The sequence below is a fragment of the Clostridium minihomine genome (assembly GCF_900240385.1).
GTDB lineage: Bacteria > Bacillota > Clostridia > Oscillospirales > Acutalibacteraceae > Faecalispora > Faecalispora minihomine.
This window is the reverse complement of the sequence record NZ_OEQH01000002.1, coordinates 423,328-446,345: the sequence shown is the minus strand read 5'-3', so window position 1 is coordinate 446,345 and position 23,018 is coordinate 423,328. Positions and strand designations below refer to the sequence as shown.

General features: G+C 47.7%; 24 protein-coding genes. 19 read left to right on the top strand and 5 right to left on the bottom strand.

Going from position 1 to position 23,018, the window contains the following annotated elements:
* Positions 1 to 40: 40 nt before the first annotated feature.
* From C1A02_RS05990 to rplQ, 10 genes are all read left to right on the top strand, one after another.
* The gene (locus C1A02_RS05990) at positions 41 to 679 is read left to right on the top strand and encodes an adenylate kinase (protein ID WP_101697294.1); all 639 of its coding nucleotides are present in this window, start codon (positions 41 to 43) and stop codon (positions 677 to 679) included.
* The gene (gene map / locus C1A02_RS05985) at positions 676 to 1,428 is read left to right on the top strand and encodes a type I methionyl aminopeptidase (RefSeq protein ID WP_101697293.1); all 753 of its coding nucleotides are present in this window, start codon (positions 676 to 678) and stop codon (positions 1,426 to 1,428) included. The genes C1A02_RS05990 and map overlap by 4 nt, the downstream gene beginning before the upstream one ends.
* 11 nt (positions 1,429 to 1,439) lie before the next feature.
* Complete coding sequence (locus C1A02_RS05980) at positions 1,440 to 1,679, top strand: KOW domain-containing RNA-binding protein (protein WP_243577932.1); 240 nt, start codon at positions 1,440 to 1,442, stop codon at positions 1,677 to 1,679.
* A gap of 27 nt (positions 1,680 to 1,706) precedes the next feature.
* Positions 1,707 to 1,925 carry a translation initiation factor IF-1 gene (gene infA / locus C1A02_RS05975; protein ID WP_101697292.1) on the top strand — a complete coding sequence of 73 codons (219 nt, stop codon included), beginning with the start codon at positions 1,707 to 1,709 and terminating at the stop codon, positions 1,923 to 1,925.
* 49 nt (positions 1,926 to 1,974) lie between these two features.
* Positions 1,975 to 2,088 (top strand): 50S ribosomal protein L36, encoded by a 114-nt coding sequence (gene rpmJ, locus C1A02_RS05970; RefSeq protein WP_022264963.1) that lies wholly within the window; start codon positions 1,975 to 1,977, stop codon positions 2,086 to 2,088.
* A 34-nt stretch (positions 2,089 to 2,122) separates the two neighbouring features.
* Positions 2,123 to 2,491 (top strand): 30S ribosomal protein S13, encoded by a 369-nt coding sequence (gene rpsM, locus C1A02_RS05965; protein ID WP_101697291.1) that lies wholly within the window; start codon positions 2,123 to 2,125, stop codon positions 2,489 to 2,491.
* Positions 2,492 to 2,515: 24 nt separating this feature from the next.
* On the top strand, positions 2,516 to 2,923 hold the full coding sequence (rpsK, locus tag C1A02_RS05960; protein WP_101697290.1) for a 30S ribosomal protein S11: 408 nt from the start codon (positions 2,516 to 2,518) through the stop codon (positions 2,921 to 2,923).
* 36 nt (positions 2,924 to 2,959) lie between these two features.
* The gene (gene rpsD / locus C1A02_RS05955) at positions 2,960 to 3,586 is read left to right on the top strand and encodes a 30S ribosomal protein S4 (RefSeq protein WP_101697289.1); all 627 of its coding nucleotides are present in this window, start codon (positions 2,960 to 2,962) and stop codon (positions 3,584 to 3,586) included.
* A 67-nt stretch (positions 3,587 to 3,653) separates the two neighbouring features.
* The gene (locus C1A02_RS05950; RefSeq protein ID WP_101697288.1) at positions 3,654 to 4,616 is read left to right on the top strand and encodes a DNA-directed RNA polymerase subunit alpha; all 963 of its coding nucleotides are present in this window, start codon (positions 3,654 to 3,656) and stop codon (positions 4,614 to 4,616) included.
* Positions 4,617 to 4,664: 48 nt separating this feature from the next.
* Positions 4,665 to 5,006: a 50S ribosomal protein L17 gene (gene rplQ, locus C1A02_RS05945; RefSeq protein ID WP_101697287.1), complete on the top strand. Its 342-nt coding sequence runs from the start codon at positions 4,665 to 4,667 to the stop codon at positions 5,004 to 5,006.
* Between the two features lie 184 nt (positions 5,007 to 5,190).
* On the opposite strand, the gene C1A02_RS05940 is transcribed toward rplQ, so the two are convergent.
* Positions 5,191 to 5,808, bottom strand: coding sequence for a hypothetical protein (locus C1A02_RS05940; protein ID WP_101697286.1), 618 nt, complete (start codon positions 5,806 to 5,808; stop codon positions 5,191 to 5,193).
* Between the two features lie 295 nt (positions 5,809 to 6,103).
* On the opposite strand from C1A02_RS05940, the gene C1A02_RS05935 reads away from it, so the two are divergent.
* Complete coding sequence (locus C1A02_RS05935; RefSeq protein ID WP_101697285.1) at positions 6,104 to 7,492, top strand: hypothetical protein; 1,389 nt, start codon at positions 6,104 to 6,106, stop codon at positions 7,490 to 7,492.
* 91 nt (positions 7,493 to 7,583) lie between these two features.
* Here C1A02_RS05935 and C1A02_RS05930 read toward each other — a convergent pair whose 3' ends face one another.
* The gene (locus C1A02_RS05930) at positions 7,584 to 9,065 is read right to left on the bottom strand and encodes a hemolysin family protein (RefSeq protein WP_101697284.1); all 1,482 of its coding nucleotides are present in this window, start codon (positions 9,063 to 9,065) and stop codon (positions 7,584 to 7,586) included.
* 445 nt (positions 9,066 to 9,510) lie between these two features.
* Between C1A02_RS05930 and nifJ the strand changes: the two genes are divergently transcribed.
* The 5 genes from nifJ to ymfI all read left to right on the top strand — a co-directional run bounded on the left by nifJ (position 9,511) and on the right by ymfI (position 17,157).
* Positions 9,511 to 13,065 (top strand): pyruvate:ferredoxin (flavodoxin) oxidoreductase, encoded by a 3,555-nt coding sequence (gene nifJ, locus C1A02_RS05920; protein WP_101697282.1) that lies wholly within the window; start codon positions 9,511 to 9,513, stop codon positions 13,063 to 13,065.
* A gap of 221 nt (positions 13,066 to 13,286) precedes the next feature.
* Positions 13,287 to 13,634 carry a cupin domain-containing protein gene (locus tag C1A02_RS05915; RefSeq protein WP_207204875.1) on the top strand — a complete coding sequence of 116 codons (348 nt, stop codon included), beginning with the start codon at positions 13,287 to 13,289 and terminating at the stop codon, positions 13,632 to 13,634.
* Between the two features lie 33 nt (positions 13,635 to 13,667).
* Positions 13,668 to 15,230, top strand: a complete 1,563-nt coding sequence (gene hcp, locus C1A02_RS05910) for a hydroxylamine reductase (protein WP_101697497.1) — start codon at positions 13,668 to 13,670, stop codon at positions 15,228 to 15,230.
* A gap of 393 nt (positions 15,231 to 15,623) precedes the next feature.
* Positions 15,624 to 16,355 carry a 16S rRNA (uracil(1498)-N(3))-methyltransferase gene (locus C1A02_RS05905; RefSeq protein WP_101697281.1) on the top strand — a complete coding sequence of 244 codons (732 nt, stop codon included), beginning with the start codon at positions 15,624 to 15,626 and terminating at the stop codon, positions 16,353 to 16,355.
* A gap of 49 nt (positions 16,356 to 16,404) precedes the next feature.
* Positions 16,405 to 17,157, top strand: a complete 753-nt coding sequence (gene ymfI / locus C1A02_RS05900; protein ID WP_101697280.1) for an elongation factor P 5-aminopentanone reductase — start codon at positions 16,405 to 16,407, stop codon at positions 17,155 to 17,157.
* A gap of 174 nt (positions 17,158 to 17,331) precedes the next feature.
* Here ymfI and C1A02_RS13925 read toward each other — a convergent pair whose 3' ends face one another.
* The 3 genes from C1A02_RS13925 to C1A02_RS05885 form a co-directional block, all read right to left on the bottom strand.
* Entirely contained in the window at positions 17,332 to 17,973 is a 642-nt protein-coding gene (locus C1A02_RS13925; RefSeq protein ID WP_101697279.1) for a VanZ family protein, read from the bottom strand.
* A gap of 155 nt (positions 17,974 to 18,128) precedes the next feature.
* Complete coding sequence (locus C1A02_RS05890; protein ID WP_101697278.1) at positions 18,129 to 19,505, bottom strand: glycine--tRNA ligase; 1,377 nt, start codon at positions 19,503 to 19,505, stop codon at positions 18,129 to 18,131.
* 38 nt (positions 19,506 to 19,543) lie between these two features.
* Positions 19,544 to 19,966, bottom strand: a complete 423-nt coding sequence (locus C1A02_RS05885) for a GtrA family protein (RefSeq protein WP_101697277.1) — start codon at positions 19,964 to 19,966, stop codon at positions 19,544 to 19,546.
* A gap of 222 nt (positions 19,967 to 20,188) precedes the next feature.
* Between C1A02_RS05885 and C1A02_RS05880 the strand changes: the two genes are divergently transcribed.
* From C1A02_RS05880 to C1A02_RS05870, 3 genes are all read left to right on the top strand, one after another.
* Positions 20,189 to 20,629: a GNAT family N-acetyltransferase gene (locus C1A02_RS05880; RefSeq protein WP_101697276.1), complete on the top strand. Its 441-nt coding sequence runs from the start codon at positions 20,189 to 20,191 to the stop codon at positions 20,627 to 20,629.
* A 144-nt stretch (positions 20,630 to 20,773) separates the two neighbouring features.
* Positions 20,774 to 21,463, top strand: coding sequence for a response regulator transcription factor (locus tag C1A02_RS05875; RefSeq protein WP_101697275.1), 690 nt, complete (start codon positions 20,774 to 20,776; stop codon positions 21,461 to 21,463).
* 30 nt (positions 21,464 to 21,493) lie between these two features.
* Positions 21,494 to 23,014: a HAMP domain-containing sensor histidine kinase gene (locus tag C1A02_RS05870; RefSeq protein WP_101697274.1), complete on the top strand. Its 1,521-nt coding sequence runs from the start codon at positions 21,494 to 21,496 to the stop codon at positions 23,012 to 23,014.
* Positions 23,015 to 23,018 lie beyond the last annotated feature (4 nt).

Sequence of the window (23,018 nt, the reverse complement as noted above, 5' to 3'; positions counted from 1 at the left end):
GGTAAGCTTTTGAAATAAGATAGGGAAAGAAGGAAGGGTTATGAAAATCATACTTCTTGGCGCTCCGGGCGCCGGCAAGGGCACGCAGGCGGAAATAATCTGCGAGCGTTTGTCCATTCCCGCTATTTCTACGGGAACGATAATTCGAGAAGCGCTGAAAAGCGGCACTGAAATGGGCCGAAAGGCAAAGTCTTATATGGATGCCGGCCAGCTGGTTCCTGATGAGACCGTTATCGGGATCATTCAGGAAAGGCTGAAAGAAGAGGACTGCAAAAACGGTTTTGTTCTGGACGGCTTCCCCAGAACCATTGTTCAGGCCGAGGCTCTGGATAAAATGGGGTTTCCCATCGACAAAGTCCTTGATATTGAGGTTGCCGATGAGTATATTATCATCAGAACATCCGGACGCCGTGTCTGCGACAGCTGCGGCGCTATCTACCATGTGAAGTACAAACTCAGCAAGGTAGAAGGCGTTTGCGACAAATGCGGCGGCACCCTGATTCAGCGCAAGGATGACCAACCCGAAACAGTGAAGGAGCGGCTGAAGGTTTATCATGAGCAGACAGAACCGCTGAAGGAATATTACCAACAGCAGGGAAAACTGTTTATTGTGGAGGGAGAAGATGGTATCGAGGCTACGACTCGTAAAATCCTCTCCATTATAGAGGCGCAACCATGATAGTGCTAAAAACAAGCCGAGAGCTCGCCGCCATGCGAGTTGCCGGCAGAATTTCAGCCAGAGCGTTAAAACTGGCAGGCGAAGCGGTCGAACCAGGGATTTCCACCTGGGAGATCGACCGCATTGTTCGCCGTTATATCGAAAGTGAAGGTGCAAAACCTTCCTTTCTGGGATACGGCGGCTTTCCGGCCAGCGCCTGTATTTCGGTAAACGAAGTGGTTATCCACGGCATACCTAAAAAGGATCAGATCTTGAAGCAAGGCGATATTGTCAGCATTGATATCGGGGCCTTCTTCGAGGGTTTTACCGGTGATAACGCATACACATTTGCGTGTGGCGATGTTTCACCTGAAGCCCAGCGTCTGATGGATACTACCCGTGAAAGTTTGTACCAGGGAATTGCCGCTGCCAAGGCGGGAAACCGGGTTGGCGATATCGGTCACGCGGTGCAATCCTATGTCGAAGCACGCGGTTACTCGGTGGTACGCGATTTTGTCGGCCACGGAGTAGGCGCGAAGCTGCACGAAGATCCTAGTGTACCAAATTTTGGCTCGCCCGGCCGGGGCGTGCGATTGTTGCCTGGCATGACAATAGCTATTGAGCCAATGGTGAATGCCGGAGTGCATACCGTCAAAACATTATCTGACGGCTGGACCACCGTTACTACGGACGGTAAGCTGGCTGCTCATTATGAGCATTCAATTGCGATTACCGCCGATGGTCCTGTCATTTTGACCTTACCGGATTAAGGGGAATCAGGATGGATTTTGTTAGAGGGCTTGTTGTCCGGTCGCTGAGAGGACGCGACAAGGGCGAGTTTTTCGTCGTGCTGGATTCCGGCGCAGGTGAAGTCATTATTTGCGATGGCAAACGCCGCACCTTGGAAAAACCAAAGAAAAAAAACCCGATTCACCTTGCCGCGACGAACACCCTGTTGGACTCGATGAACACCAACCGTGAAATCCGCTGTGCTTTGCGGAGCTTTTCGCAAAACAGTTGATTTCTGCAAGAGGAGGTTATGCTAATTATGTCAAAACAAGATGTTATCGAAATTGAAGGTACCGTAACAGAAGCTCTGCCCAATGCGATGTTTCAGGTGGAGCTGCCGAACGGCCATACAATACTGGCGCATATTTCCGGCAAGCTGCGTATGAATTTTATTCGCATTCTGCCCGGCGATAAGGTTACCGTAGAGCTGTCGCCCTATGACCTGACCCGCGGACGTATTACATGGCGTTCTAAATAAAACAAGATAAATCCGATTGTTAACGACTTCATCAAGGAGGGCGCACAGAATGAAAGTAAGACCTTCTGTAAAGAAAATCTGCGAAAAATGCAAGGTTATCAAGCGCAAGGGAAAAATCATGGTGATTTGTGAAAATCCCAAGCATAAACAGCGCCAGGGTTGATGGCGTAATTTGATCTTATGGAGGTGCAACCAGTATGGCGCGTATAGCAGGTATCGATTTGCCCAGAGATAAACGCATTGAAATTGGGCTTACCTATATTTTTGGAATTGGTCGCAAGACCGCCAGTGATATTCTGAAAGCAACCGGCGTTAGCCCGGACACCCGCGTTAGGGATCTGACCGAGGATGACACTGCCAAGCTGAGAGAATATATTGACCGTAGTTGCCGTGTGGAAGGCGATCTGCGCCGTGACGTGGCATTTGACATCAAACGATTGATTGAGATCGGCTGCTACCGTGGAATTCGTCACCGTAAGGGCCTGCCCGTAAGAGGACAGCGTTCTAAGACGAATGCCCGTACCCGTAAGGGACCCAGAAAAACCATGGCAAACAAGAAGAAATAAGCTAAGTCAGGAGGGATCACTCAGATGGCAGCACAAAAAGGCGGTAAGAAAAATACCGCAGTCCGCAGACGCCGCGAACGCAAAAACATTGAGCGCGGAGCTGCGCATATTCAGTCCACTTTTAATAATACAATTGTTACCATTACCGATGTGCAGGGCAACGCGATTTCCTGGGCCAGCTCCGGCGAGCTGGGCTTTAGAGGCTCCAGAAAATCTACCCCCTTTGCCGCGCAGTCTGCAGCGGAAACAGCCGCTAAAATTGCGATGGAGCACGGTATGAAGTCGGTAGAGGTTTTTGTGAAAGGGCCGGGGGCCGGCCGCGAAGCCGCCATCCGTGCGCTGCAAGGCGCCGGGCTGGAAGTCAGCATGATTAAAGACGTTACCCCCATCCCCCACAACGGATGCCGTCCGCCCAAGAGAAGACGCGTCTAGTACCCAAACCGATTTTTTAGGAGGTGCAACCTTATTATGGCAAGATATACAGAGGCTGTGTGCAAGCTGTGCCGCCGCGAAGGCCAAAAGCTGTTTTTGAAAGGCGAACGCTGCTACACAGATAAGTGCGGAGTAGGCCGCAGAGCGTATGCCCCGGGTCAGCATGGCCAGGGCCGCAAAAAGACTTCTGAGTATGGTCTGCAGCTGCGTGCAAAGCAGATGACCAAGCGTTTTTATGGCGTTTTGGAGAGCCAGTTCAGAGGCTATTATGACATGGCTACCCGCATCGAAGGAAAAACAGGCGACAACTTGCTTGCCGTCTTGGAAAGCCGTCTGGACAATGTTGTGTACCGTCTGGGCTGGGGCAGCTCCCGTGCGGAAGCTCGCCAGCTGGTCGTTCACGGACACTTCACCATCAATGGCAAGCGTGTGGATATCCCCTCTTACCTGACAAAAGCAGGTGAGGTCATTTCGATTAAAGAGTCCAGCCGCAGCAGCGAGAAAATCAAGGCTGTGCTGGAAGCGAACGCTTCCCGTCCCGTGCCCAAGTGGGTGGAACTGAACCGTAACACCTTGGAGGGAAAAGTTCTGGCACTGCCCCAGCGTGAAGACATTGACCTGGCAGTTGACGAAACTCTCATCGTTGAGTTGTACTCCAAGTAATGCCTTTGTGCAGGGCTAGTGTACATGACGGCAAAGCAATTTGCTTATGTGTGAAGGAGGTTCGCTGATGATTGAGATTGAAAAGCCAAAAATCGAAACAGAAGACTTATCCAGTGACGGAACCTACGGCAAATTTGTCGTGGAGCCCCTGGAGCGTGGATTTGGCACTACCCTTGGCAACAGCCTGCGGCGCGTGCTGCTTTCCAGCCTGCCCGGTGTGGCTGTTACTTCGATTAAGCTGGATGGTGTTCTGCACGAGTTTTCCACAATCCCCGGCGTGAAAGAGGATGTCACCGAGATCGTACTGAATATTAAGGGCTTAACTGCCAAGCTGCACTGTGACGGTCCTAAGACTGTTGAAATCAGCGTGGAGGGCCCCGGCGAAGTGACAGCTAATTCCATTAAATGTGACAGTGAAGTTGAGATTTTAAATCCCGATATGCATATTGCAACGCTGTCTGATGGCGCCAAGCTGTATATGGAGCTGACTCTGGATAGAGGCCGCGGCTATGTTCCCGCTGAACGGAATAAAGCGAATATGCGGAACAGCAACAGCAGCGTGATTGGTGAACTTCCGGTCGATTCTATTTATACCCCGGTTCTGAAAGTAAATTACAATGTCGAAAATACTCGCGTTGGTCAAAGTATTGATTATGATAAGTTAACCATGGAAGTGTGGACAAACGGCGTAATCAGCGCTCAAGAGGCAGTTTCTTTGGCTGCCAAGGTGCTGACGGAACACCTGAATCTGTTTGTTGACCTGTCTGATAAGGGCAGCAGCACCGAGATTATGGTGGAAAAGGATGAAAAGGGCAAGGAAAAAGTACTGGAAATGACCATCGAAGAGTTGGATCTTTCCGTTCGCTCCTTTAACTGCCTGAAGCGCGCCGGCATTAACACAGTGGAGGATCTGATCAATAAATCCGAAGAGGATATGATGAAGGTTCGCAACTTGGGCCGTAAATCCCTGGAGGAAGTTGTTTGGAAAATGGCTTCCCTTGGCTTTAGCCTGCGCAAGGACGACGAATGATTTTTTAGCAAAAAACTTGCAACCTAAGGTAAAAGGAGTGATATTTCGATGCCTGGAACCAGAAAGCTCGGAAGAGATACTGCTCATAGAACTGCTATGCTGAGAGGGATGGTTACCTTTTTGCTGGAAAACGGCAAAATTGAGACCACAGTGACTCGTGCCAAGGAAGTTCGTTCCCTGACAGAGAAGCTGATTACCCTGGCGAAGGAGAACAATCTGCACAATCAGCGCATGGCGCTTGCCTTTATTACAAAGGAAGACGTAACCCATAAGCTGTTTTCAGAGATTGGCCCCAAATATGCCGATCGTAAAGGCGGTTATACCCGCATTACAAAAATCGGACCCCGCCGCGGTGATGCTGCCGAGATGGCAATTATTGAGCTGATTTGATTGGAGTTTCTCCCATCAATTCTTAAATAGAGAAACACCCTTCTGACCAGTGCAGAAGGGTGTTTTTTTTATTACAGAACAACCACCGGCCATGCCGGTGGTTGTTTGTTTTTTTGTCAGGCTGAATTCGGAGTATCCAGATTGATTCCTTCAACGGATGAAATAAAAGGGTGCGCTATTTATTTTATGGCAAGGAGTTTTCCTGATCTTCCATTGGTTCTTCGGTTGGCACAGAACTAAGATCCGGGTTGAAATTTGGGATTTCTGGAATGGGGGCGGTATCCTGACTGACAGAGGAACCCAAGGCTTCTGCCGATTCCTCCGACTCGTCAGCATCTTTTCGAAACAGTTTGTGCAGCCCAATTACAGTCAGATAATAGAGCAGCATGAGGGAGAGGATCTGGTTGGGGATTAAAATCATATATAGCCGATAGTGTTCTGCTATAAATCGAATCAGCAAAAGACAGATTACATACGCCAAAATACCGATGAGAATTGAGAAAATAAAGTTTTTTCCGCCCACGGCCCGGCGCAGATCCCGTGTGACCAAAATGTAGGTGATCATCGACACAAAACACACCAAAAACAGGCTGTTCAGTATCAGAACCAGACTCGTAAAAAAATAGTCCTGTGGCACAAAGGGGAGTTCGATGAGCTGTTTATAATATTCATAAGAAATGGGTTTGATGTAGGGCGGGGCAATTTGAATAATGTGATATAAAAAAATCAGCGTGGTAAAAAACAATACCTGAAATAAGACAATTGACAGAAAAGAGAGCATTAAAGGTTTGGTTCTCTTCATAACAAATCCTCCCGGTAATATTGAAGACTGTTCCGACAAAAAATGTCGGTATAGCGGGCTTCTTGCCCAAATCATAGCATATTGATTTGGCCGATGTCAATCAATGGAATTTGTATCGTTTTGCCGGATTAGTTTTATGATTACGAATCTATTGACATAACGAGGAAAGAATCAATCACCTTGACTGCCGGTTAGATTTTGTTTATAATGAAAGGGAAAAATAGGGAATTTGTGATAGTATTCAGGGAATTTGCGGCGCGGTGTGAGGCGTCGCCGATAAGGAGGAATTGAGCCAATGCGCGGTTTGTGGAAAAAGAGTTTGGCGGTTGCTTTATCGCTGGGACTCACGTTGTCGGCTATACCCTTACAGGTGGCAAGGGCAGCGACAACAGAGCTGATATATAGTGATATTAAGTATACTTCTACTTATAGTTTTACGACCAAACAGCTTTCAGAAATTGAATATGTTCTGACCAATGAACGGGAAGATGTAGTGGTGGAGCTGCATTTTGACGGCACTTCAAAACAGGTGCAGGACATGAGCAAGATTACAGTTCCACAGTCTACCTTACAGGTTATTCAGAAAACGGGCCGGAAAGCAACGTTTAAGGTGTTTTCTAACAATGGCTCGGAAAATGGCAGCGATATGGGCATGGAATATGCCTGGGTTTTTCACAAAGGGAAAATGGATAAGATGGCTGACATTAATTTAGCGCTGAAAACCACTTCGGTCAGCCCTTTAAAACTGACAGACCCGATTACGGTGAACAGTGCGGCGGTGCAGATGAAGCACACCACCGAATTGCCTCAGAACACAGAACTGATTATTCCGGTGGACAAAGAAAGTGATGATGACGAAAAAATCGGTTATCCGGTTTTTTATGATGATGAGCTGGAGTATGCCAAGAAAAATTCCTTTTTCCTGTATAAGCAAAGTGGTTCGAAGTTGGCTTATGTAACGAACAGCAAATATAAGATGAATAAGGATTGTGAGTTTCGGTTTGGCATTTCCACCGGCGGTACTTATGTGCTGACTCCTACGAATTTGAACCTGTCCGGTTCCGGCTCTTCCAGTTCGGGGAGCAGTTCATCCGATTCGGTACAGCTTAGTGCATATACCGGAACCGTAGGGATTGGCGCTACTGCATCGATTTTGATTCAGAAACCAACCACAGGAACCTTTACGGTGACTTCTGGAAATCCGACGGTGGCACAGGTGATTGGGGGCGGAACCGCTGTTAATGGCGGAACCCAATATAAAGTGCAGGGACTTTCCACCGGTGTTTCTGTAATTACAGTGACGTCTTCCAACGGATCCAGCACCAGCTACACGCTGACTGTACAGCCAGCGACCGGTTGGGTTATGATTGATACGCTTTCTTATCAGTTTGCGCCGGGTAATATTTATGACTATAAGGTAACGCTGCAGGGCGCTTCTGCCAATGAGGTTAACACCTATTCCAGCCGCCCGCATATTGCATCGGTTCGGGAGCTGCGCCGGGTAGACAGGGGCAACGGACAGGTGGATGTGTATTACCGCATTACTGCGCACCGGGCCAGCAATGATCCCACTACCGTCTTTTCTTCCGTACGGGGAGTTCACTCCTCCATTCGGGTGATGGTGACTGCAGGAGTCAAACAGGGCGGAGTAGCAGCCAGAAATCTGAGCTATTTTACTTCTTGATGCACTTTTACATGGAAACAATCTAATTTTAATATGTGAAAAACACCGTTGACTCACGCTTGGAGTCAACGGTGTTTTTTTAATCAATCAATTATAATTCAGTGTCAATAAAAGAGGGCCCGGTATCCTTGGCGGATTCTTTTCGGAACAAGCTGTTTTTTTCTTTTTGTTCCGGCGGGGGAGTTTCCTCTTTTACAGGAAGATCTTTCACAATTAAAATCCGGGAAATACGATTCTCTTCCACTTCCTGTACGGTTAGTGTCAGGTTTTCCACCCGAACCACAGGATGTTCGCCTGATTTGGGAATTCGTCTGATTTTTTCCACCACCAAGCCGGCAATGGTATCATAATCGCCTTCCGGTAAGGTAACCCCTACTAAGTCGGATATTTCATCAATAGAGGTACTGCCTTCTACGGTGTAGCTGTTGTCGCTGACCCGGCGAATTTCTTCCTCTTCGTCATCAAATTCATCCTGAATGTTACCGACAATTGCTTCCAGCAAATCTTCCAGTGTAATAATACCCGATGTACCGCCGTATTCATCTACAATTACAGCAATTTGCACCTTTTTCTCGGTCATTTCGGCAAACAGTTCCGTACAACGCTGTGTTTCCGGAACAAAATAAGCCGGGCGCATCAAGTCGGTGATCTTTACATCGCCGTTAATTTCACTGCCCACATATTTCAGCAGATCTTTTACATAAATAATGCCCAGAACCGTGTCTAGATCTTCATGGAATACCGGCATTCTGGAATAGCCTTCCTCAATGGCCAGGTTTACCACATCTTGTACCGTGCTGGTGTCTTCCACCGCTGTTACGTCGGTACGGTGGGTCATGATTTCTTCCACTGTTGTGTCAGAAAAATCAAAAATATTTTCTATCATATCCTTGGCGCTGCCCACAATCAGGCCCTTTTCTTCGCCAACATCCACCATCATCAGAATTTCTTCTTCAGTAACAGTGTCTTCTGAAGAGTTGGGGTCAAAGCCCAGAATCTTTAGTACAAAGTTGGTGGATAGCGTTAGGAACGAAATAAACACACTGAATATCGAGGCAGTTGCACTTAATATCCCCACAAATTTAAAAGTAAGCGCTTCGGCCTTTTGCATGGCAATTTTTTTCGGAACCAGTTCGCCCAGAACCAAAGAAAAGTAAGACAACACAATGGTAATCAGAACTGTTGAAATGCCCTGAATCATGGACGAAGAAAAAGGTAAAAAGCTTAGCTTTTCTGTCAAAATGTAGGCAAAGCTTTGTGATGCAGAGGCAGAAGTCAGAAAGCCAGAAAGTGTAACCCCGATTTGTATGGTAGAAAGGAACCGGCTGGAGTTTTCTGTCAGCTTTAGGATCTTTTCCGCTTTTTTATTGCCGTCTTCGGCCATTTTTCTGATTTTATTGTCGTTAAGCGTAATAACAGCAATTTCAGAAGCCGCAAAAAATGCATTCACCAAAATTAGAAGGAACAGAATAAGCAGCGAGATAAACGGATTAAAGTCTGAAGCGACAGCGGTGGTTTGCGCGCTCAAAAGCATGGGCGCGTCGGATAATATGCCCGCAGGTTCGGGAGGCATGTATTTTTTCCCCTTTCAAATGTAGAATAGTATTGTGTTTCCGCCAAAAAGGATTCAATTGATTTCTAAAAGATTCAATTATTTTCTATTGTATCTTATTTTACGCGAATGTGTCAAACAGCTTGCGGCTGGGCAGCGCTTTCTGCGAAGAGGTGCGGCTCAGAAAGAGAGATATAGTGTTGCAAAGTGCGCCATTTTTGGGCGGATTGACCCCAAAATGAGTAAATCTGGCTGTTTGCAGATTGTACCAGTTTTTTTCCTCATTCCGTAACACTTTTTTTGAAATTGTCTTTTCATGCAATGAAATCCCCGAAAATGGGGCTGCTTAGCCTTTACACTATTGTAAAAAAATGATAAAATGTAACGAGGCAAAGATGGATGCGCGACCGTGCAAGTCTTATGCTCGCTCACCATAATCATTTATCCTTAAAGGAGGAAATATTACATGGCAAGAAAAACAAAAACCATAGATGGTAATACCGCTGCAGCGCATGTTTCTTATGCGTTTACGGATGTTGCCGCCATCTATCCGATCACGCCTTCCTCTGTGATGGCGGATGAGACGGACAAGTATGCCGCTAACGGACGAAAAAATCTGTTCGGCAGAGAAGTCCAGGTAACAGAAATGCAGTCCGAGGCCGGTGCGGCCGGCGCGGTACACGGTTCTCTTGCAGCAGGTGCGTTGACCACCACTTATACGGCTTCTCAGGGGCTGTTGCTCATGATTCCAAACATGTATAAAATGGCTGGTGAGCTGTTGCCTTCTGTAATTCATGTTTCCGCACGCGCCCTGGCAACCCATGCGTTGTCTATTTTTGGTGATCATTCGGATATTTATGCTTGTCGTCAAACGGGTTTTGCAATGCTGTGTTCCAATAACCCCCAAGAAGTCATGGACTTGGGTGCTGTGGCACACTTGGCTGCTATCCGTGGAAGAGTGCCTTTCCTCCACTTTTTTGACGGTTTCCGCACCTCTCATGAAATTCAGAAGGTAGCGATGTGGGATTATCAGGATCTGGACGATATGCTGGACAAAGAGGCTCTGAGCCGCTTTCGCCGCCGTTCACTGAACCCTGAGCATCCTGTACTGCGCGGAAGTGCCCAGAACGGTGATATTTTCTTCCAGGCTCGTGAAGCCACCAACCCCTATTATGATGCTGTGCCGGAGATTGTGGTTGACTATATGAATCAGGTCAACGCGAAAATCGGTACCGATTATAAACCCTTTAACTATTATGGACATCCTGAGGCAGACAGAGTGATTGTTGCCATGGGTTCGGTTTGTGACTGTACCGAAGAAGTAATTGATTACCTGAATGCTGCCGGCGAAAAGGTAGGTCTGGTGAAAGTTCATCTGTACCGTCCTTTTGTGGCAAAATATCTGCTGGATGTTCTGCCCAAGAGTGTGAAAAGAATTTCTGTTCTTGACAGAACCAAAGAGCCCGGCTCTATCGGTGAGCCTTTGTTCCTGGATATTCTGGCTGCTTTGGCAGACAGCGACTTTAACGGTGTTTCGGTTTATAGCGGCCGCTATGGATTGGGTTCTAAAGACACCACACCGGATGATATCATCGCTGTTTACCGCAATATGCAGAGCGAGACCCCCAAAAGACGTTTTACTATCGGTATCGTGGATGATTTGACCCACTTGTCTTTGACCAATGCAGAGCGTGTGAATACCGTTCCCAAGGGAACCCATTCCTGCAAATTCTGGGGACTGGGCGCAGATGGTACGGTTGGTGCCAACAAAAACTCCATTAAGATTATTGGCGATCATACCGACATGTATGCGCAGGGTTATTTTGATTATGATTCCAAAAAATCTGGTGGCCTGACGGTTTCTCACCTTCGTTTTGGTGATAAGCCGATTAAATCCACCTATTATATCAGTCAGGCTGACTTTGTTGCCTGCCACAATCCTTCTTATCTGCACAAATATGACATTGTGGAAGACCTGAAAAAAGGCGGAAGCTTCCTTCTGAACTGCCCCTGGAGTGTAGAAGAGCTGGAGCACCGCCTGCCCGGTAAAATGAAGAGATACATTGCGGAGAACGACATCCATTTCTATATTATCGACGGTATTAAAATCGGTAAAGAACTGGGTCTGGGCGGACGCATCAATACCATTTTGCAGGCTGCTTTCTTTAAAATTGCCAACATCATTCCCATTGAGCAGGCAGCACAATTTATGAAAGATGCTGCGACCAAGTCTTACAGCGCCAAGGGTGACAAGATTGTTGCCATGAACCATGCCGCGATTGACAGAGGCGCTACCGACGTACACGAGGTTTCGGTTCCCGAGAGCTGGAAGACTGCACAGGATGATGACATTGAAGTGCCGGTTCTGGGAGATCGCCCCGAATTGGTCGATTATGTTAAGAACATTCTTAACCCCGTTAACTCCTTCCGCGGCAGCAAACTGACCGTTGCAGACTTTAAGAACTACGCCGACGGCACCGTGCCTCAGGGCAGTGCGGCTTATGAAAAACGCGGTATTGCAGTGGACGTGCCCGAATGGCAGCCTGAAAACTGCATTCAGTGCAACTTCTGCTCTTATGTGTGTCCCCACGCGGTAATTCGCCCGCTGGTTATGACTCCTGAGGAACTGGCAAAGGCTCCGGCCCACACCAAGTCTAAGGATCTCAATGGCTTGCCGGGATTGAAATTCTCGATTGCGGTTTCCACTTTGGATTGCACCGGATGCGGATCCTGCGCGCAGGTTTGCCCCGGTATGAAGGGCAACAAGGCTTTGGTTCTCAAACCCATTGACACCCAGCTGCCGGTTGCCGAAGTATTTGAGTATGGCAGAACTCTTTCTGACAAACCGGAAGTATTCGAGAAGTTTAAGGATACCACCGTTAAGGGAAGCCAGTTCCGTCAGCCGCTGTTGGAATTCTCCGGCGCTTGCGCAGGCTGCGGTGAAACACCTTATGCCAAGCTGGCAACTCAGCTGTTCGGCGACCGGATGTTTATTGCCAACGCCACCGGCTGCTCCTCTATTTGGGGTGGTTCTGCACCGGCAACTCCCTATACTGTAAACCGTGAGGGCCATGGTCCTGCTTGGGCAAACTCTTTGTTTGAGGACAACGCCGAGTTCGGTTTGGGTATGGCATTGGGACAAAAGGCTGTGCGCAACCGTTTGGCAGAATATGTTGAAAAGATTCTGACTTTGAGTGAAGCATCTGCTGAGCTGAAGGAAGCGGCACAGAAATATCTGGATACCCTTTCCAGCAGCGGAGAAAACAAAAAGGCCGCTCAGGCACTTTTGAGCCTGTTGGAAAACGGAAAGAAAGACGGCGAGCTGGGCGAACTGGCAAACCTGATTTTGGCCGACAGAGATTATCTGGCCAAGAAGTCCATGTGGATCTTTGGCGGCGACGGCTGGGCTTATGATATCGGCTTTGGCGGCCTGGATCATGTGATTGCTACCGGTGAGAACGTCAACATTCTGGTGTTCGATACCGAGGTGTACTCTAACACCGGCGGTCAGGCATCTAAGGCAACTCCTACCGGTTCTGTGGCACAGTTTGCGGCGGCAGGTAAGGCCATTAAGAAGAAAGACTTGGCAGCCATCGCCATGAGCTATGGTTATGTTTATGTGGCTCACGTGGCCATGGGCGCAGATTACAATCAGTGCCTGAAAGCCTTCCACGAGGCAGAAAGCTACAACGGCCCGTCCCTTATCATTGCGTATGCACCTTGCATTAACCATGGTATTAAGGGTGGCATGACTGTTTCTCAGCAGGAAGAGAAGAAAGCGGTTGCGGCCGGTTACTGGCACAACTTCCGCTTCGATCCCCGTTTGGCGGATCAGGGCAAGAACCCCTTCCAGCTTGACAGCAAGGCTCCCACAGAGAGCTATCGTGACTTTATTATGGGTGAAGTTCGTTACAGTGCTTTGACCCGTGCTTTCCCGGATCGTGCTGAGACGCTGTTTGAAAAGGCTGAGTTCGATGCAAAACTCCGCTATGAGCAGCTGGAAGCCAGGGCAAGTCGCTGAATCTTTTTTTATTCAAATTATAATGAGCGGTTAACAGCACCGCTGCAATAGAGCAGGTTCCTTTCGTCGAATTTCGGCGAAGGGAACCTGTTTTTTTATAAAAATAAAAAATTTATAGTTTGTTGCATAAGCAACCGATTTATACGGGGTTTTTACATATAATAACTTTAGAAAGCGGGTGCAGAACAAGCTGCTATTCAAATTTTAAAAAGAAAGCTGGGATGGTAGTGGCAATTATAAAAAATTTGGATCCGGAATCGGTTCAAAATCTGGCCGATCAGGTCTCTTATCTGCCGGGGCAAATTGTAAGCCGCACGATTTCACAGAATCCACATGTGAGCATGACTTTGTTTGCTTTTGCTGAGGGGGAGGAAATCAGTACCCACGATTCTAAGGGCGATGCCATGGTATATGTACTGGACGGAACCGGCGAGTTTACCGTAAACGGAGAAAAACATACCGTAACATCCGGGCAGTTTTTAATTATGCCGGCACAAAAGCCCCACGCTGTTTATGCGCCGAAGCAATTTAAAATGCTTTTGACTGTGGTTTTTCCGCAGTCTGAATAAGAAAGAAACAGAAAAACGGAGGGATTTGCAATGATGTTTTGTTTTCAGTGTGAGCAGACAGCCGGAGGAAAAGGCTGCACAGGACGCGCAGGTGTTTGCGGTAAGCAGGATGATACCGCCAATTTTCAGGATGGACTGACCGGAGCAATGGTGGACTTCTGTCAGGCGGCAAACGGGAAGAAACTGCCCGATGCTGCTTACCGCCTTTTGATTGAAGGACTGTTTATCACCATTACCAATGTTAGTTTTGACAATGAGTCCATTGAGCAGCACACCCAAAGAATTCGCAAAGAGCAGCATAAATTGTTGCCCGGAACCGTTCCCCAACAGGGATTTGACATGAACACACTTTGGCAGGATAACGAGGATGTCCGTTCTTTGAAGTCGTTGATTCTGTTTGGAATTCGCGGGATGGCCGCATATGCGTTTCATGCGCTGATGCTGGGATATTCCGACGACGAAGTGAACGATTTCTTCGTGCGGTCGCTGGCTGCTATCGGCGACGAAAATATGAGCGGCGATGAGCTGCTGGCGTTGGTTCTGGAAACGGGCCGTGTAAATCTGAAATGTATGGAAATGCTGGATAAGGCCAATACAGAAAGCTATGGCACTCCCGTTCCCACCACGGTTCCGCTGACCATTGAAAAAGGCCCCTTTATTGTCATCAGCGGGCATGATTTGCATGATTTGTATTTGCTGCTGGAACAAACCAAAGACAAGGGAATTAATATTTATACACACGGTGAAATGCTGCCGGCTCATGGGTACCCCAAGCTGAAAGCATATCCGCATCTGAAAGGTAATTTCGGCACCGCCTGGCAGAACCAGCAGAAGGAATTTTTAGATATTCCCGGGCCGGTTCTGTTTACCACAAACTGTCTGATGCCAGTCAAGGACAATTACCGCGACCGTATCTTTACCACTGAAGTGGTGGCCTATCCCGGAATGGTGCATATTGACGATGACAAAGACTTTACTCCGGTTATTGAAAAAGCGCTGGAGCTGGGCGGGTATCCCGAAGACCATGTGATGACCGGAATCAACGGCGGCAAAGATGTCACCACCGGATTTGGTCACGGCACGGTTTTATCGGTGGCCGGCGATGTAATTCAGGCGGTGAAAGATGGAAAAATCAGCCACTTCTTTTTGGTGGGCGGCTGTGACGGAGCAAGACCCGGGCGTAATTACTATACCGACTTTGTAAAGCAAACCCCCGAGGACTCCATTATCCTGACATTGGCCTGCGGAAAATACCGCTTTAACGACATGCATCTGGGCGAAGTGGCCGGTCTGCCCCGTTTGATGGATATGGGACAGTGCAACGATGCTTTCAGTGCCATTCGTGTGGCGGTGGCTTTGGCAGAAGCCTTTGAGTGCGGCGTAAACGACTTGCCGCTGACCTTAGTTCTGTCTTGGTACGAGCAGAAGGCCGTTTGCATTCTGCTGTCCCTTCTGCACTTGGGAATTAAGAACATTTTGTTAGGGCCGTCTTTGCCCGCCTTTGTTTCTCCCGGTGTGCTGAATGTTCTGGTAGAAACCTTTGGACTGACCCCCATTTCAACTCCGGAACAAGATCTTAAAACAATTTTAGGATAATCCTCTGTTTCTGTTCCACAAAAAAGGTTCGGCGGAATTTGACCGCCGAACCTTTTTTCAAATTATGGCATTGACTTTGGGTTTATCGGTAGAATATAATAAGTGCATTCATTGTGTTTTTGACTATTTACTGGTTGCACACCATGGGTTGCCTGTGGTTGCCTTTTGTATGGCTGTGTGCTGGTTTATAGGTTTATTAAATTCATAAATACTGGGGAACCGAAGGGAATATAAAAGCATCTTTGCCGCGCAAAGGCGCCCTTTTCTGGGAACCAAATAGCAGGAATTGCCGCAGGCATCTGGAATTCGAGAGAAGGATATGGAGCCAGCGGATCTTTTTAACCAACCATTGGGATCAGACTAGGGCATTCAGCCGGAAAGAGTGAGAGTATTTTGCCAAGATTTTTTATTGATTTTTTCTGTGCACTGGGCGATGAGCCTTGGGTTGACGGGGAAAATGGAACTCATATTGTAAAGTCGCTGCGGATGCGCGAAGGGGAGGAACTGACTCTATGTAACGGCCAGGGGACAGATTACCGCTGTGTTTTAATAAAGACCGAAAGCGGACGGGCACAGGTAAGGGTTCTGGATCAGCAGCTCAGCGCGGGGGAGCCTTCGGTATTTATTACACTGTACCAAGCTTTGCCCAAAGCCGATAAAATGGACACGGTGGTGCAAAAAGCGGTGGAAAGCGGCGCTTGCCGGATTGTGCCTGTGTTTAGTGCCCGATGTATTTCTCGGCCCGATGAAAAAGCTGCCCGCCGCAAGGTGGAACGCTGGCAGAAAATTGCACTGGAAGCTGCCAAGCAGTGTGGCAGGGGAATTGTGCCGCAGGTAATGGCTATTACCCCCTTTGCAAAGGCATTGGATCAGGCTGTGGCGGATGGGGACAGGCTGCTGTTCTTTTATGAAGGGGAAGGGAAGAGCCTGAGGGCACTTGCAGTGGAACAGGAAAAACGGATTTCTTTGTTTGTCGGGCCGGAGGGTGGATTTGAAACCAGCGAGGTGGAATTGACCCAGCAGAAAGGTGCCCACGTGGCAACCTTGGGACCCCGGATTTTTCGTACAGAAACCGCGCCGGTAGCTGCACTCTCTGCTTTGATGCTTTTGACCGGAAATATGTAATATATCTGAGTAATCTCATTTTTTAGGATGGCAGGGATAGGAGAAAACAATGGAAAAGACCGTGTTGGTGACCGGGGCATCCCGCGGAATCGGCAGTGAAATTGCCCGCCGATTTGCGTTGGAAGGCTGCCGGGTGGCACTGAATTATCATACCAGCAAAAAGCAGGCGGAAGAATTGGCGGCAGCGCTGGAAGAATGTTTGGGCGTTTCTGCCGGGGAGCGGATTTTGCCCATTCATGCTGATGTGTCTGATCGCAAACAGGTGGAGCAGATGTTTGCACAAATTCAGGGGCGGTTCGGGGATGTGGATGTGTTGGTAAACAACGCAGGCATTGCCCAGCAAAAGCTGTTTACCGATTTGACGGAAGATGATTGGCGCAGGATGTTTGCCGTGCATGTAGACGGGGCTTTTCATTGCAGTCAATGTGCGCTTCGTGGAATGATTCATCGTCACCGGGGCAAAATTATCAATGTTTCTTCCATGTGGGGGCAGATTGGCGGCTCTTGCGAAGTACACTATTCTGCCGCTAAGGCTGCGCTGATTGGATTAACCCGGGCCTTGGCCAAAGAAGTGGGGCCATCTGGAATTCAGGTTAACTGCGTTGCGCCCGGTGTGATTGATACGGAAATGAACTGTGCCTTATCGCCGGAAACCCTGGAACAGCTTTGTGAGGAAACCCCGCTTGGGGTGGTGGGAACTTGCCGCGACATTGCGGAAGCCGTGTTCTTTTTGGCAGACAGCCGGTCCGATTTTATTACCGGGCAGGTGTTGGGGGTCAACGGTGGAATGGTGATTGGGTAAAATAAAATACAACGCCAAAAGAGCGGCAGAATGTAACGTTACATTCTGCCGCTCTTTTCGCATGTGAGGAAATGGTTCGTGCTTTGGCTTGTACTTTTTGAGCCAGGGATATCCTGTTTTACATAGGGAAAATCATTTTAGAAAGGGGATATTCTTTCTGATCATGTGAGGTCTTTATTTTGTTCTCAGCATAGTGAAAAAATCATAGAGAAACAGAAATCCATATGCCAGCAGAAAATAATAACTTCGTTCCCATTTTTTCTTGTAGAGATCAGTGGAAAATGCCTGAAATCCAGCGTGAAGACGAGTTCTTTGTAAAATAGAAAAGAAAAGATACCCCAATAGGACACCCAGGCTGTTCATCATCAGATCGTTAATGTCTGTGGTGCGCAGGGAAAAAAGCTGCAGAAATTCAATGGAAAAGGAAAAGCCGATTCCCCATAACAGGGTGGAACACGGACGATTTTCTGGAGTGAGCAGAGGAAAAAGAAAGCCAAACGGTACAAATAAAAGAATATTTGCAAGGTATTGACTAAAGTCGGAGCGTATGTTCACAAAGGGAATCAGATTTACATCTATGTTTGATGTCCTGAAGTACTGGGGGTTTCGCAGGAAAAACAGAAGGGATGTGACACCGACGATAGATAAGACCAAAACCAAATATGCGGTAAATACATATTGGATTAATAGCGATTTCCAGTTTAATTTGCTGTTCTTTTTTCGGCTGGAATAGATGGAAAACGATAGAAAAACCAGAAACAAACAGATCAATACAGGTAGAGTGTTTATGGTATAGTAAAGCACTGCGCCCAGCATAGGAACCTCCGTCAACCGTTTGAAAGAATACGGTACCTTAATCTTATAATGCGAGCCCTCATGATCTTTATCAGGACACTGTTGATTTGCGAAGGATAAAAGCGCACCCCTGTGGCAAGCTGCCACAGGGGTAAACGAATGCGTTACAAAATCAATTAGAATTGCAAGCGCTCTTTAATATAATCCACCAGCTTGTCGATGGAAATGCGTTCTTGCTGCATGGTATCGCGGTCGCGAACCGTGACACAGCCATCGGCTTCACTTTCAAAATCATACGTCAGGCAGAAGGGAGTGCCAATTTCGTCTTGGCGGCGGTAACGCTTGCCGATGGAGCCGGCATCGTCATATTCCACCATAAAGTGTTTGGCTAACAGTGCATAAACTTCCTGCGCTTTTTCGCCCAGCTTTTTGGAAAGGGGGAGAATGGCCGCCTTATAAGGCGCCAGCGCCGGATGCAGGTGCATGACGATGCGGCTGTCATTTTCACCCAGCTGTTCCTCGTCGTAAGCATCCACTAAAAAGGCCAGAGCCACGCGATCTGCGCCGAGGGAAGGCTCTACCACATAGGGGATATAGCGCTCGTTCAGTTCCGGATCAAAATAGTCCAGCGCTTTGCCGGAATGATCCTGATGCTGTTTGAGATCGTAATCGGTACGGTCTGCAATTCCCCAAAGCTCACCCCAGCCAAAGGGGAACAGGAATTCAATATCGGTGGTGGCTTTGGAATAGAAAGACAACTCTTCTGCTTCATGGTCACGCAGGCGCAAGTTTTCTTCTCTGAGTCCCAGATTCAAAAGCCAGTTTTTGCAGAAATCTTTCCAGTAATAGAACCAATCCAAATCGGTGCCTGGTTTACAGAAGAACTCCAGTTCCATCTGCTCGAACTCACGGGTGCGGAAGGTAAAGTTTCCGGGAGTGATTTCATTGCGGAAAGATTTGCCGATTTGGCAAACGCCGAAAGGAATTTTGCGGCGGGTGGTGCGCTGAATGTTCGCAAAGTTTACAAAAATGCCCTGAGCGGTTTCGGGGCGCAGAAAGATTTCGTTTTTAGCATCTTCGGTAACGCCTTGAAAGGTTTTAAACATCAGGTTAAATTTGCGGATATCCGTAAAGTTTTTCGCACCACAGCCGGGGCATGTAATTTCGTGCTCCTGAATATAGTCTGCCATTTGCTGGAAGGTCATGCCGTTGGCATCGCCGCCTTTATCTTCAATCAGCTTATCGGCACGGTGGCGGGTATGGCAGTCGCGGCAGTCCATCAGCGGGTCGGAAAATCCGCCCACATGGCCCGAGGCCACCCATACTTGCGGGTTCATCAGAATTGCAGCGTCTAACCCCACGTTATGGGGGCTTTCCTGAACAAACTTCTGGCGCCACGCCGCTTTCACGTTATTTTTAAATTCCACTCCCAGCGGGCCATAATCCCAAGTGTTGGATAATCCGCCGTAAATCTCAGAGCCGGAATAGACAAATCCCCGGTTTTTACATAGGCCGACAACTTTATCCATGGTTTTTTCGCTGTTCTTTAACATAATTCATCCTCCGATTTCGGGACGCTGGCTGCGCCCCTTTATTTTTTCTGGTTGAAAATAAGCAGCTTGCTAAAAATATAATTCAGGACGACCACGATCACGTTCATCAGGATCTTGGACAACCAGAAATTCCAATGAAACAACTGCACCAAAAGCCCCATTCCCAAGGTATCGACACCCAAAGAAAACAGGCGTGCCCCCAAAAAGGATATGGATTCATGCATCAGGACAGAAGGCTCAAAGCTTTTGCTTTGAAACACAAACAGCTTGTTGGTGATAAAGGCAAAGGCAACGGAAGCCACCCAGGCCAGCGTGTTGGCAACATACAAATTCCAGTGAAGGGCATCATATAAAAGGCCAGCCAGCAAAATATTAATCAGTGTCGTCAGGACCCCGAACACCAGATAAGAAAGCATTTCCGGCGAAGTCAGGAACCGCCATGCTTTTTTTAGCTTTTCCATCGGTAATTCCTCCCGTATAGCCATACACTATAGTGTAACATTCCCCGACGCTTCCTGCAAGCAAATTTACACAAAGCGGGAAGAAAGAAAGGTGAATAGGAATACTATTCGTAAGCCGGGAATAGAATTTGCCCAAAACGAAAGAATATGCTATGCTGAACAGGAAGAAAAATCCTGATTGGATACGATAAAAAGAGACAGAGAACGGAGAGTGTGATTCAGATGATGCGTGAATTGACGCAGCAAGATAAAGATGTATATTTGGAAATGACGGGAGAATTTTACGCTTCAGATGCGGTTGTGCATGATATTCCCAAGGAGCACTGTGAGGCAACTTTTGAGGAGCTGATGCGCTCGGATCAATATGCCAAGGCATATATTCTGGAGGAAGAAGGAAAAACGGCCGGATATGTGCTTTTGTCGAAAACGTTTTCGCAGGAAGCAGGCGGCTTGGTGCTGTGGGTAGAAGAACTGTATCTGCGCCCGGAATTTCAGGGCAAAGGGCTCGGAAGCAAGGTGCTGATGCAGATGGATCAGCTTTTGGGCAAGCAGGTGAGGCGCCTGCGGCTGGAAACGGAGCCGGATAATGAGCGGGCACGAGATTTGTACTGTCGTTTGGGGTATTCCGCCTTGCCTTATCTTCAAATGATTAAGGAAGGTTGAGAAAAAAAGTTTTATAAAATATTCATCCTTTTTTCGTCCCGGTTTAGTACAATAATGATTGGAATACCATGCGCGTAAAGTCTGGTTTGGCAAGATGGCCCGCGTGTTTTTATACCTATTTATTTTTACAGGAGGAGAATCGCAATGGCGGCAGGAAAAATCCTTGTGGTAGACGATGATCAGAACATCTGCGAACTGCTGCGGCTGTATCTGGAAAAAGAAGGCTTTCATGTGGCAATTGCCAATGATGGAAAAAGGGCAGTGGATATTTTTGATTCGGAAAACCCGGATCTGATTCTTCTGGACATTATGCTGCCGGAATTGGACGGGTGGCAGGTCTGTCGAGAAATTCGCAAAAAGTCGCAGTGCCCGATTATTATGCTGACAGCCAAGGGCGAAGTGTTTGACAAGGTTCTTGGGCTCGAGCTGGGTGCTGACGATTATGTGGTCAAGCCTTTTGAGGCCAAGGAAGTGGTGGCCCGCATCAAAGCGGTTCTTCGCCGCATGGGCCAGAATACCGACGAATTAATTAAAGAAGTGAAATTTGATCAGCTTTCTATCAACCTGACCAACTATGAGCTGCGGGTAAAGGGCGTGCAGGTGGATACACCACCCAAAGAAATGGAACTGATTTATCATCTGGCAAGCAATCCGAACCGAGTATTCACCCGAGATCAACTGTTGGATGAGGTTTGGGGCTTTGACTATTACGGTGATTCCCGCACGGTTGACGTACATGTAAAACGGTTGCGCGAAAAGCTGGAAGGCGTTTCGGACAGATGGGCTTTGAAAACCGTATGGGGTGTTGGTTATAAATTTGAGGTTAAGGAATAAGATTAATTCTGGGAAAGGACGTCTGGTTGCGTGAGAAAAACGCTGTTTAAAAAATATTTGCGCATCACCCTGCTGATTATTCTGGTCAGTTTTATTTTTCTGGGCGTGGTGATGATCAGCTTTATCTCTCGCTATTGGCAGGATGAAAAGCGGGATTTGCTCAGCAAAAATGCTCAGAGCGTGGCCAGCGTAGCCTCAGAGAGCGTTATTATGATTCAGGATAACCAGTATATGGTGGACGGAAAGCGCATGCAGGCGTTTATTTCGGCCTTTTCTGTGAATATTGATGCAGACATTTTTGTTACCGATAAAAATGGGGTGCGGCTTCTTTCTGCCTATGCGGGCGGGGGCGATGTCGGCGGCGCAGATGTGGAAGCGCAAATTATGGCTCAGGCTCTTCGGGGTGGATATCTTGGAACCGGAACCTTGGGGGATATCTATCAGCAGCCCCATTATATTGTTGGTGTTCCCATACAGGTAAAGGGAGAGGACGGAGTATCCGTCAGCATTGGGGCAGTTTTTACCGCTTCGAATATCTATTCGCTGCAGGTATACCGAACAGAAGCTTTGCGAATGTTTTTGCTTGCTGCCGTGATGGTGTTTATGCTGTCTTTTGCGCTGGTGTGGCTGTTTTCGTATCAGCTGGTGCGGCCTTTGCATGATATGTCTTTGGCGGCACACAGCTTTGGCGAAGGGAATTTTGCCGTGCGGGTACCGGTTACCAGCAATGATGAAATTGGCCAGCTGGCTTTGGCTTTTAATAATATGGCGGCCTCTCTTGCGTCCGGTGAAACGGTGCGCCGTAATTTTATTGCCAATGTGTCCCACGAATTGAAAACACCGATGACAACAATCGCGGGTTTTATCGATGGCATTCTGGATGGAACCATTCCGCCGGAAAAGCAGGAGCATTACCTGAAAATTGTTTCTACCGAAGTCAAAAGGCTGTCTCGGCTGGTACGAACCATGCTGGACTTGTCCCGGATTGACAACGGGGAGCTAAAGCTTCGGCCGGGCCGGTTTGATTTGACCAATACAATTTTGTCCGCTTTGCTTTCATTTGAAAAAGCGATTGAAGAAAAACATCTGGAAGTTCGTGGACTGGAAGATGCGGAAAGCCTGTTTGTAGACGGGGATCCGGATATGATTCATCAGGTGTTGTATAATTTAATTGAGAATGCCGTAAAATTTACAAACATTGGCGGCTACATTGAAATTCATGTGGAAGATAAGCCGGATAAAGATATTGTCAGCGTGAAGAACAGTGGCGCGGGAATTCCTCCGGATGAAGTGGATATGATTTTTGAACGTTTCTATAAAACGGATAAATCCCGCAGTCAGGATAAAAACGGAATGGGGCTGGGCCTATATATTGTGCGTACTATTATTGGTTTGCACGGTGGTGAAATTACAGTGTCCAGCGTAGAAAATGAATATTGCAAATTCCAGTTCTGGCTGCCGAAGAACAAAGAGAAACAGTTAAAAATAGAAGCGGAGGATGCTCCCTTCAAGGAAATATCCAAAGAGAAAAAGGAACCAAAGGGGCAGTAATTTT

Coding starts and splice junctions, on each gene's coding strand:
- C1A02_RS05915 (WP_207204875.1), top strand. CDS start 13,287: ATGGTAGTGGCAATTATAAAAAATTTGGATCCGGAATCGGTTCAAAAT.
- C1A02_RS05990 (WP_101697294.1), top strand. CDS start 41: ATGAAAATCATACTTCTTGGCGCTCCGGGCGCCGGCAAGGGCACGCAG.
- nifJ (WP_101697282.1), top strand. CDS start 9,511: ATGGCAAGAAAAACAAAAACCATAGATGGTAATACCGCTGCAGCGCAT.
- C1A02_RS05930 (WP_101697284.1), bottom strand. CDS start 9,065: ATGCCTCCCGAACCTGCGGGCATATTATCCGACGCGCCCATGCTTTTG.
- C1A02_RS13925 (WP_101697279.1), bottom strand. CDS start 17,973: ATGCTGGGCGCAGTGCTTTACTATACCATAAACACTCTACCTGTATTG.
- rpsK (WP_101697290.1), top strand. CDS start 2,516: ATGGCAGCACAAAAAGGCGGTAAGAAAAATACCGCAGTCCGCAGACGC.
- C1A02_RS05940 (WP_101697286.1), bottom strand. CDS start 5,808: ATGAAGAGAACCAAACCTTTAATGCTCTCTTTTCTGTCAATTGTCTTA.
- C1A02_RS05875 (WP_101697275.1), top strand. CDS start 20,774: ATGGCGGCAGGAAAAATCCTTGTGGTAGACGATGATCAGAACATCTGC.
- C1A02_RS05980 (WP_243577932.1), top strand. CDS start 1,440: ATGGATTTTGTTAGAGGGCTTGTTGTCCGGTCGCTGAGAGGACGCGAC.
- ymfI (WP_101697280.1), top strand. CDS start 16,405: ATGGAAAAGACCGTGTTGGTGACCGGGGCATCCCGCGGAATCGGCAGT.
- rpsD (WP_101697289.1), top strand. CDS start 2,960: ATGGCAAGATATACAGAGGCTGTGTGCAAGCTGTGCCGCCGCGAAGGC.
- rpmJ (WP_022264963.1), top strand. CDS start 1,975: ATGAAAGTAAGACCTTCTGTAAAGAAAATCTGCGAAAAATGCAAGGTT.
- map (WP_101697293.1), top strand. CDS start 676: ATGATAGTGCTAAAAACAAGCCGAGAGCTCGCCGCCATGCGAGTTGCC.
- rpsM (WP_101697291.1), top strand. CDS start 2,123: ATGGCGCGTATAGCAGGTATCGATTTGCCCAGAGATAAACGCATTGAA.
- C1A02_RS05880 (WP_101697276.1), top strand. CDS start 20,189: ATGATGCGTGAATTGACGCAGCAAGATAAAGATGTATATTTGGAAATG.
- hcp (WP_101697497.1), top strand. CDS start 13,668: ATGTTTTGTTTTCAGTGTGAGCAGACAGCCGGAGGAAAAGGCTGCACA.
- C1A02_RS05890 (WP_101697278.1), bottom strand. CDS start 19,505: ATGTTAAAGAACAGCGAAAAAACCATGGATAAAGTTGTCGGCCTATGT.
- C1A02_RS05935 (WP_101697285.1), top strand. CDS start 6,104: ATGCGCGGTTTGTGGAAAAAGAGTTTGGCGGTTGCTTTATCGCTGGGA.
- C1A02_RS05885 (WP_101697277.1), bottom strand. CDS start 19,966: ATGGAAAAGCTAAAAAAAGCATGGCGGTTCCTGACTTCGCCGGAAATG.
- infA (WP_101697292.1), top strand. CDS start 1,707: ATGTCAAAACAAGATGTTATCGAAATTGAAGGTACCGTAACAGAAGCT.
- rplQ (WP_101697287.1), top strand. CDS start 4,665: ATGCCTGGAACCAGAAAGCTCGGAAGAGATACTGCTCATAGAACTGCT.
- C1A02_RS05950 (WP_101697288.1), top strand. CDS start 3,654: ATGATTGAGATTGAAAAGCCAAAAATCGAAACAGAAGACTTATCCAGT.